General features: G+C 37.7%; 8 protein-coding genes and 1 pseudogene. 4 read left to right on the top strand and 5 right to left on the bottom strand.

What is annotated here, in order from left to right:
- The coding region (locus LY11_RS15130; protein WP_146610855.1) for an IS3 family transposase at positions 1–298 on the top strand (298 nt) is incomplete at its 5' end.
- Positions 299–329: 31 nt separating this feature from the next.
- On the opposite strand, the pseudogene LY11_RS15125 reads toward LY11_RS15130, so the two are convergent.
- The 5 genes and pseudogenes from LY11_RS15125 to LY11_RS15105 all read right to left on the bottom strand — a co-directional run.
- Positions 330–566: pseudogene (locus LY11_RS15125) on the bottom strand (alkaline phosphatase family protein); the annotation flags it as partial.
- 9 nt (positions 567–575) lie between these two features.
- Positions 576–3,779 (bottom strand): TonB-dependent receptor, encoded by a 3,204-nt coding sequence (locus LY11_RS15120; RefSeq protein ID WP_211321561.1) that lies wholly within the window; start codon positions 3,777–3,779, stop codon positions 576–578.
- Positions 3,780–3,884: 105 nt separating this feature from the next.
- Positions 3,885–4,883 (bottom strand): FecR family protein, encoded by a 999-nt coding sequence (locus LY11_RS15115; protein ID WP_111634503.1) that lies wholly within the window; start codon positions 4,881–4,883, stop codon positions 3,885–3,887.
- Positions 4,884–4,936: 53 nt separating this feature from the next.
- A complete protein-coding gene (locus tag LY11_RS15110; protein ID WP_111634502.1) occupies positions 4,937–5,527 on the bottom strand; it encodes an RNA polymerase sigma factor in 591 nt (196 codons plus the stop codon).
- Positions 5,528–5,632: 105 nt separating this feature from the next.
- Positions 5,633–7,840: an alpha-galactosidase gene (locus tag LY11_RS15105; RefSeq protein WP_111634501.1), complete on the bottom strand. Its 2,208-nt coding sequence runs from the start codon at positions 7,838–7,840 to the stop codon at positions 5,633–5,635.
- Between the two features lie 299 nt (positions 7,841–8,139).
- Between LY11_RS15105 and LY11_RS15100 the strand changes: the two genes are divergently transcribed.
- The 3 genes from LY11_RS15100 to LY11_RS15090 are packed head-to-tail and all read left to right on the top strand — an operon-like array spanning position 8,140 to position 9,823.
- On the top strand, positions 8,140–8,634 hold the full coding sequence (locus LY11_RS15100) for a MarR family transcriptional regulator (protein ID WP_111634500.1): 495 nt from the start codon (positions 8,140–8,142) through the stop codon (positions 8,632–8,634).
- Positions 8,635–8,661: 27 nt separating this feature from the next.
- Positions 8,662–9,357 (top strand): GNAT family N-acetyltransferase, encoded by a 696-nt coding sequence (locus LY11_RS15095; RefSeq protein WP_111634499.1) that lies wholly within the window; start codon positions 8,662–8,664, stop codon positions 9,355–9,357.
- Positions 9,358–9,406: 49 nt separating this feature from the next.
- Positions 9,407–9,823 (top strand): DoxX family protein, encoded by a 417-nt coding sequence (locus LY11_RS15090; RefSeq protein ID WP_111634498.1) that lies wholly within the window; start codon positions 9,407–9,409, stop codon positions 9,821–9,823.
- The last annotated feature ends 265 nt before the right edge of the window (positions 9,824–10,088 follow it).

The raw sequence follows: 10,088 nt of genomic DNA, 5'->3' as shown, positions 1-10,088 counted from the left end.
CGGAGTTCAGTACGCTTGCAACGAATTCAGATGCTTACTGGAAAAAAATCCTTTGATCATCAGAAGCATGAGCAGAAAAGGAAATTGCTGGGACAACGCAGTAGCGGAGAGCTTCTTCAAGACGCTCAAAGCTGAATGTGTGTATCAGCATAAGTTCACAGACAAAGAGCAGGCAGCACTCATCGTTTTTGAATATATAGAGACTTGGTATAACCGTAAAAGATTACATTCTACACTGGGGTACTTGTCCCCAGAAGAATTTGGTAGAAACTTAAATAAACAAAATATTGCCGCTTAACTAAATGTCAACTTTAATGTTGCAATTCCAGTAAGTCAATTGCCCTGGGATCGTTAAAACCCCTTACACCCTGTAAAGTTCCAAACTCATGATCAAAGGAACGGTTTTCCTGCATCAAAAAAACTACATGCTCAGCATCATAAAATGTACTGCCTGCAGCCGGGTCAATAGCCATTGCCTTCTGTATAACAGGTGGCAAAGTGTTGATTAAAGCAGCACCTCCGGATAGGAGGGCTGCTTTCTTGATAAAGTCTCTACGTGAATTCATATTTTTTTATTAAAAAGAATATCTTGCGCCTAATTGAATTTGATAAGGTGTGCCATTTGCCTGGGTCACACCTATATTTTCGTTTACACGGTACTCATATTGTTGTTTAGCCTGATCAAACTTGGTGACATATAATAAACTCTGATCACCCAGATTATAATTCACCCCCCATTTTTTATTTAACAAGTTCGCAAAATTGAAAGCGTCAAAGCTTAAAGTTAGTTTTTGTGTTTTATAAGTTTTAAATTCCTTCTGCACCCTGATATCAAACGTGCCCGAGAAAGGATTAATTCCACCATTTCTATTGGCTATTTTGCCCAGACTCTTTAAAATATAATCTTTTGCTCTGTTATCAGGATTATTTAATACTTTTTCCATAGAGGCCTTATTTGCAGCACTGATATTTGCACTGTTTGGATCAAATACAAAAGCGAGATCGTTATCATTGCCCGGCCCACCTACAAAATCACCATTAATATCCGCATCAACGGTCATCGAATATCTTGTTCCACCGATTCCTCTGAAAGTACCGCTCAGTGAAAACCCTTTCCAGGAAGGTGTAGTACCGTAGATCACGAGTTTATTTCTGTATTGATTATCTGAATAGACAATTTGAGAAAGATCGCGGGGATCAGATTTTACTGGTCTGAAAGTAGAAGTATTCGCAACGTTTCCGTTGTACGAAGAATTATCTTTAGCATCATTAAGCGTATAACTTACATTGACATAACCATCTTTCAGATAACGAAAACTCGCATCGATGATTATCGCTTTCTGTGTTAATACTGCACCATTTGTTAGCATCAACACCCTGCCAACTTCATTGGTTTTTCTACCCAGTACATTATTTGTTATCCCTGTCGTAGTTATCGTGTTTGCAGGTACAAATACCGCTCTGTTTTCTTCGTTAGCTAAACGGAAGTATGGATTATCGACCAGGTTTTTATCCAGATAGACATAATTGTTTTTGGTATGAGAATACAGGAAATTAACACCTAACCTCAAACGATCACCGATAATCTTATTATAACTTAAGTTCATCTTAAAAATAGAAGGCATTTTTAGATTAGGGTCATTTAAATTAATGGTGGAAACATAAGGTACACCAGCAATAATTCCAGGTGCAGTTGATGGATTATCTCTATAAGCAGGAAAATCAGGAACCGGAACTAAACTCTGGCCACTTGCCGGCCGGGATACGTCGATAGAGGCAACCTTAGTGCCGCTATTCTGAATATTATTTACTTGTGCATAATTTACAGGATAAGCGGAGAACAAGCCACCACCCAAACGGATAATATCCTTTTTCTCTCCATTAATATCCCAGGTAAACTGTACACGTGGCTGAATTTTACCAGCATCTGTAATCTTACTGTCTGTTCTTAAACCTAGCGTACGTTCTACCACAGGATTGTATTCCGCCCCAGTTATAAAGCTGGTTACATCATAACGAAGACCAAACATGGCACTTAGGTTTTTAGCCAGATCGTATTCTACCTGACCAAATACCGAAGCATTTAAAATATACTGCTGTACAGATGGAACACCATCAATTGGTGCCTCCCTTGCATATCTGGAAGCATTCAGGTTATCAAAATCTTTTAAGCTGTTGAAGATAAACCGGCCATTTTGCTCACTTGAAATATATGTATCCATATAAGTCAGCGTGTTATCTGTTCCAAAAGTAAACTTGTATTTACCCACATTATAATAAGAAGTATTCACTAGCTGTAACTGATTTTCCAGGTTGTTTTCTGGAAAGAAACGCTGCCCACCCAACTGTACTGTCTTGTTTCCGATTGTACCATTTGGTAAAGTAGATTTTACAGTGACAATAGCCCTTGGGATATTTTCGGAAGGTAATTCACTGTTGGGTACATAATTTCTTGTTGCCGTTTGAAACTGAACTTTAAGCTCATTGAGAAAGTTGGGTTTTAATTGAGAACGTAAAGATAGGAGTGTGCTGTTTTCTCTTGATTTAAAATTACCCCACACTTCAAACAGGTTAATATTGGAATTATCATCACTACTATTCGGATTATTCCAATCACTGTAGTTATTTCTCAAAGTCAAACGGTGTTTATCATTGATCTGCCAATCCAAACGTGCAAAGAAAGTATTCGCAAGCGTTTGTCTTTTAAACTCGCCAGTTTGTTGCCCTTTTCCTAATCCATATTTTGCTCTTCCAATACTTAAAACACTATCCAGCGCACCTTTACTAATTCCAAGGTTAATCTGATCCTGATCACTCCGGATATCAGCAATAAAGAAAGGCATACTTTCATTCTGGCGATCCAGCGCCGTAAAAAAATGAAGTTTATCCTTAATAATCGGCCCACCTAAACTAAAACCATACTGATTGGTTGTGAACTTCTGCGAGCGCTTGTTTCCCCGGATGTCGTAAGGACTGGCCAGAAAATCTGAACGGTAATAATCAAACACAGATCCGGTCAATGTATTTGTTCCAGATTTGGTCACGGCACTTACCGTACCACCACCTTCACGACCTTTATAAACATCATAAACGTTTGTGGCTACCTCAAACTCGCGTATAGCTTCTAACGACAAAGAATAAGGACCACTCCCTATCGCTCCGGAGGTGAGGTTATTTCTTGCACTCGCACCATCAATGAGGTAATTTGTAGAAGAAGCACGCTGTCCGCTAATATTTGTTCCGTTAGTGGTTGGTGCTAAGGCTGACAGGTTATTGAAATTCCTGTTTTGTGTAGGTAGCTGCTGAATATTCTGTGAAGTAATCGCAGTACTCGACCCCAGACGATCAATCCTTTTAGTTAAGGAATTGGTATTAATGATTACTTCATTTAATTGATTATCAGATTCTGTGAGGTGAAAATTCGCGACAATATTATCTCCCTGATTCAATGCAAAATCCGCCTTAATCTGTTTAGGATAACCAATGTAAGTTACCGTAACTGTATAGGGCTTGCCCAGAGGAAGCTGGATTAATGTAAAAAGACCATCTTTATTTGTCATCGTCACTGCACGGAAACCTGTTGATTCATTACGTAAAACTATGGAAGCACCAGGGACAGCTATTCCTTTCTCATCTATCACTTTTCCTGTAATAGAAGCGTCTGTTGATTGTGCATGGATGTGGGTTGTTGTCAATAAGAATAGAAGTAAAATGTTCTGTTTCATCAGAAACGAAATATTTCTTACTGAATCTTTCAGATACTGGTAATAATGTTGCATATTTATTTGCTTTGATTAATTTCTAAGAGTTAATTGAATAAATCAGGGCTGCTTCAGCGCTGATTGAAGCCGGAAGTGCTCGAACACTTTCGGCTTTTTTTATGTTTAATTTTTCTTCATTGAAATTGGATTTGGAGTAAGGATTAAGGTGTGTTGCGTTAATTGGTAACTCATGCCGGTAATTAAAGCAATTCTCTGGACTGCCTGTTGTATCGGCTGATTGAAAAGGTATAGGGTATATGTTTTATGATCTCGTTGTAGACTAGCGGTCTTTACTTGAATATTGTATTTTCTTGAGAGTGCAGCACCGATCTGAGAGAGTGTCAGGTTTTCCAGATAAACTGATTGGTTTGATCTCCATCCACTCCACAAGCTAACGTCTTGCTTAGTAATGATTTTACGTTTTGTGCTTAAATTGTAAGTTAATACCTCATTATGTACTAATTCCTTTACAAGTTCTTGATCGAGAAAATCTACCTTTACTTCCCCCGAAGCAACAGCCACTTTATAGGTATTCAGTTCAGGATAAGATGTAATATTAAATGACGTTCCCAGAACTGTTGTTATGAAATTCTGTGTGATAATTTTAAAGGGTCTGAGCGTATCTCTCTTAACCTGGAAAAAAGCTTCTCCATGCTCCAGGTAGACCTTTCTTAAATTGGAAGTTTTAAAACGAGCATCTACGCGTAACCGGGTTGCAGCATTCAGCCAAATCTGCGTACCATCTTGTAAGGTGATTCTTTTATACTGTGCATTACCAGTACTGAATATTTGGACAAGTTGTTTTTCAGGTTTTCTGGCTTCTTGAAACTGATGCAAAGTCAGTGCGCCGATGCTGGAAATTAAAAGCAGAATACAAGCAATTTTGAGCCATTTTTTATATTGCTGCTTTTTGTTTTGCTGCGAAATACGTTGCTGAAGTTTGCGATATACTGCCGAACGAATTTCTTCCGCTTGAAAGTGGTTAGTCCGAATGGCTAAAAGGGTACTCTTCATTCTCTCTTTAAACCAGTCATCTATGATCGTTTTTTCCTGATCACTTAAACTGCCGGACTGATATTGTCCGAATTTCTCCTGTAAGTATTTGTCCCCTTTAATTTTCATTCCGGCTATAAAGCGCCCGAAGAGCGAAAAAGTACTTTAATTTAGTGTTAAACTTAAGTTAAGTTTAGCAGGAAGGGGATGAGTACACTCAGATAGCCTAAAGAACTGTCATTTAAGCAAAATCTTAATCTCCTTAAAGCTTCAGAAATATTGTTTTTTACGGTTTGTTCTGATAACGTGAGTTCCAGTGCAATCTCCCGGATAGATTTATGTTCATATTTACTCAGCTGAAAACATTGACGTACATTAAATGGCATTTTTTCCAATTCCAAATCAATAACATCTTGTAACTGCTTGGCAATTATACGGTCATCTGTAGCAGAAGACCTTTTAAGATTACGAATTAATATGTCATTTCCATCCAGCCTGACCTTGTTTCTGCGGAATAAAGACATAACATCATTTTTGGCAATCTTATAGAGATAAGGTAATATTGAATCATCAATAAGCAGGGTATCTTTTTTATTCCAAACCTCAAGAAATACATTTTGCAGAATGTCTTTAGTTTGATCCTCATCATTGATCAGCCTGTAAACAAAGGCATATAGTGTATCCCAGTGAAAATCAAATAGGCATTGAAAGGCGGTTTCATCGCCCTCATTCATGTCTTTTACTAGTTCTCTGTCAGATTTGTGGTTCCTCATGTGATAGAGACAAAACTAAATAATATTGTATTAAGCTATTGTTATGATCTTATTGCAAGCAAATATTTTTAATATGGAATGCTGCTTTTTACTTCAGTTTCCATATCACACCTCAGTAATCTTTACAATTACACTGGTTCTGTTCGTATTCACTTCCGGATTGAACCCAATATTCATTAAGAAATCACCAGAAAATACCACATCCTTTTTAAACGTAGATTGAGTCCCCGGATACAGATTGATCTCTTCCAATTTGTATTTCTTTTTCCCATCAAGACCTTTTAACCTGATCGGTGCTTTACTACTTTCACCATACCTGTAATTAACCAGGTAATTGAACATAACCGCTGTTGATTTTGTCGGATCCACATACATTAAAGAAGCCATATTCTGCTCATGCGGATTAACCAGGCGATACTGATCCCCCTGCCAAATAACCTGCTTTACTCCATCATATCCTTTAACCGCATCCTGACAGAATTTTAAATCATTCTCTTTCAATTCACTAACTACAATGTCAAATCCGAGTTTCCCCATCATCGCCACATCAGTCCTGAATTTAATTGGCTGTTTGCCCCAATCTGTAACATGATTTGAGCTTGCAATAGCAGGATAGAAATAAGAATAATCCCACTGTATAAATATCCGTTCTAACGGATCAGTGTTGTCACTAGGCCAGAATTCTGTGAAATATTTTAATGCACCATAATCTACCCGGCCGCCCCCTCCAGAGCATAACATCATAGGCACAACTGGATATTTAGCTCTGATCCTTTCCAGTACCTTGTATAACCCGCGCACATATTCCACATAAAACTGTGACTGATTGTTTTTCAGGTGAGCAGAATAAGCATTGTAAATAACCGCATTACAATCCCATTTAATATAAGCCAGCGCAGGTGCTTTAATAAACAAAGAATCTACAATATCATAGACGAAATCCTGCACCTTAGGATTGCTCAGATCCAGTACCAGCTGATTTCTGAAATAGTGTTCCTCTCTGTTTGGTTGTTTAATAATCCAGTCCGGATGTTTAGTGTACAAATCACTTTTAGGATTTACCATTTCAGGCTCAATCCAGATACCAAATTTTACGCCGTTTGCACTGGCATCTTTAACCAGTGAACTAATCCCATTCGGTAATTTCTTGCGGTTTTCCTGCCAATCACCCAATCCGGCGTGGTCATCATTGCGCGGATGATTATTTCCAAACCAACCATCGTCCAGTAAAAATAAGTCTACCCCAAGATTTTTGGTCTGCTTTAATAAGCCACTCAACTTTTGCTCATTAAAATCGAAGTAAGTAGCCTCCCAATTATTTAATAAAGTAAGCCTGTTGCCCTTACCATCCAGCAACTTGTAATTTCTTGCCCAGCTTTGTAGTTTTCTGCTCGCTTCACCCTTCCCTTTATCAGAAAACGTATATAAAAATGCAGGGGTCGCAAACTCTTCATTCGGTTTCAATTGATAAGCCGAAGCATAGTTGTTTATACCAGCAATAATTCTCAGGTTGTCCTGAAAGTCTACTTCAAAATCAATTTTGAAATTCCCGCTCCATTCCAGTGCCCCGTACAATACATTTCCTTCATCTTCGCCCGCTGGCTTGTCTAATGAAATCATAAAAACCGAAGGCATAAACAGGTTGGCGCGCGTCCCTAATTTAGTATCAAGCGTTTTTATACCATGAGTTAACTGAGATTCTTCAGGTTGCATTTCTTTGGCCCAATCTCCATGGAACTGCTTTAACCAGTAACTTTTTGCTTTAAGATACAAATTCGCTGAAGCAAACTTTTGCAACGTAACGTTCCCTTTCTCCTGATGTTTAATTACGCTCCACTGCTCAATGACATCCTCTTTATAATAAGATTTATAATATAAAGTAACTTCAAAATTATAAACAGGATCTTTCAGCAGCACCTTTAATAAGGATACATTATCATTTAACCTGGTTTGCTGATGACTAACATATCTTAAATCTAAAGACAGGTTGCCATCTGCATGAATGACAGAAATAGCAGGTTCTACCAGGTTTTTTGATCCCGATGGTGTATAAGCAGAGTTCAGTAAACTACTATAATCTTCTGTCTGCTTGTAAACACTTTTAATAAAATCATATTCCTGAGCATCAGACAACTTTTTACCTAAAAAGATGTTTTTTAAATTCTTGCTTTCATCTGCCTGTAAAACCATGGCATTATGTGCAGTTTCTATAGGGATGATCACATTTTGTGCCTGGCTTTGATTAGCGGATGCGATCGTAAACAAGGAAATAAAAAAGGATTGCGATAAAACGGATTTGAATAGTTTGTTCATGGAGTTAAAATCTTTTTCAGGATACGAATTGGTTCAGGGTGTGATCAGCTAATCAGCCTATAAGTTATTATTTATTCATTATAAATTGATACGGTCAGGTTTAAACGTGAGCTAAATGTTACACACCGATGTTAAAGTTTCCGCTGGCTTTCCTGCTGCCCGAAGATTTCCAGTCCGCTGTCTTTAAAAGCATAATTTACCAATTGATTTATAGGTCCTTACAGGGATAACTGAAAATTGTTAGTGGGCTGTCGCTATCATTGTATATATTTACGTAAACGTTTACGTAAATATATACAATGATAGCGAACATTATTAATGAATCAGGCTCTTTTGCCATTGGTGCCAGGCTGCGCCGGTTGTATGAATCGCTGACCAGTGATATGACCCTTATTTATAAAGAACAGGGCTTACCACTGGAAACAAAAGATTTTATTCTTTATTATTTAATCAGCAAGCGCAGCAGTATCAGTATCTCAGAGATTGCAAAAGAACTGAACCTGACCCATCCTGCAGTAATCCATATTGCAAAGAGCCTGGAGAATATAGGATATATTGAATCTGAAAAATCAGTTAGTGACAGCAGGAAACGCCTGTTGAAACTAACAAAAAAAGGGCAGAAAGATTTGGCGAAATACCGGGTACTGTGGGAGGATATTTCTGCTTTAAACCAGGAGATATTTGAGCAGGAAGTACAGCTTTTACAAAATATTCAAAAACTGGAAGAAATGCTGAAAGAGAAGACCTATTATCAAAGGTATCACGGTTTACAAGCTTCAAAAAAGACAGATTAATTATTAAATATCAAATTATACTATACAATGGAAAAGTACTTGCCGCTATTGGATAACCCGATCTGGAACGCGCTTGAAACAGTTCATCAGGATTTTTCAACCGGTAATTCAGCAATTAAAAGATATAGTGAAGGTACTATCCCTTTTATGGGGATGGCGAATCCGGACGGAGAATTGTTAACACAAATAGCACCTTATTTTAAGGTAAATGAAGAAGTTTTTTTAAAAGATAACCTGGCATTTATCCCCGAAGGATGGGAAGTGCTGAACAGGCTAAACTGTTTGCAAATGTGCTATATACCTACGTTGAATAAAGCGGTAAATATGGAGCAGATAGTTAAGCTTTCTGCGTTTGATAATCAGGAATTATTGCAATTGGTCAATTTAGTACAGCCCGGGTTTTTTAAAGAAAGAACTGCTGCACTAGGTGATTATTATGGGGTTAAAAAAGATGGTAAACTGGTTGCAGTTGCCGGAGAACGATTTAATTTGAACGGTTTTACAGAATTAAGTGCAGTTTGTACACATCCTGATCATACGGGTAACGGATATGCACAACGTTTATTAAATGTATTGTGCAACAAAAACTTAGCACAGGGAAATACCCCTTTTTTACATGTTGTTGATACGAATACAAGAGCCATAAAAATTTACGAGCATTTAGACTTTAAAACCAGGATAGATTTTCCGCTGATCAAGTTGAAATACCTGGGGAATAGCTAAATCGAAAAAAAGAATAAATAGATCACAGGGAAAAATAATATATTTAAGAATGAATAAAATTAACGCAATCAACCCTCTCTTTCTAATACGTTTAGCGGTAGCTACTATTTTTCTTACGCACAGTCTGCATGGCGTATTCAACCAAACCGTAAATGCCTTTGGCGATTCTTATTTAAACGCCGTAGGCTTTGCACCTTTTGGTGTAACTATCGCCTGGGCTATGATCATATTTCAGGTTTTCGGATCAATACTATTAATCCTCGGAAAATTTCTTCGTTTCATTATCCCTGGTTTTTGTTTGATCTTAATCACAGGCATTGTGCTGGTTCATTATCCGGCCGGATGGTATGTAGTTGGCCCGGGAAGGAATGGAGTAGAATTCAGCTTCGTACTGCTGGTTTCTTTACTTGCTATTTTCTTATCTGGCGAAAAAGCAGGAATTAATCAGCCGGAAAGTCAGTCGTAATCCATATTATTTCATTCTCCATAAATCTTATTTAAAGCAAATAACCAGCGGGTATAATCGGGAGATTATGCCCTTTTTATATTCCGATCACTAATACTGGCTGAAAAGTTCTTCTTCAGCCGCAGGTTAATCCTGCTCAATAGCCACATTCACAGGCCCGCTTGCTGCTCACAGAATTCATTAAAGTGGTAACATGCTGATTCGCTTTGTTTCTTTAAAATTAATATTAACAAATGTTTATTATTTAAATGAAAATAATAGACGG

This window comes from Pedobacter cryoconitis (assembly GCF_003259615.1).
Lineage (GTDB): Bacteria > Bacteroidota > Bacteroidia > Sphingobacteriales > Sphingobacteriaceae > Pedobacter > Pedobacter cryoconitis.
Note: the sequence above shows the minus strand (reverse complement) of the source record. Positions and strands in the feature narration are given on the sequence as shown.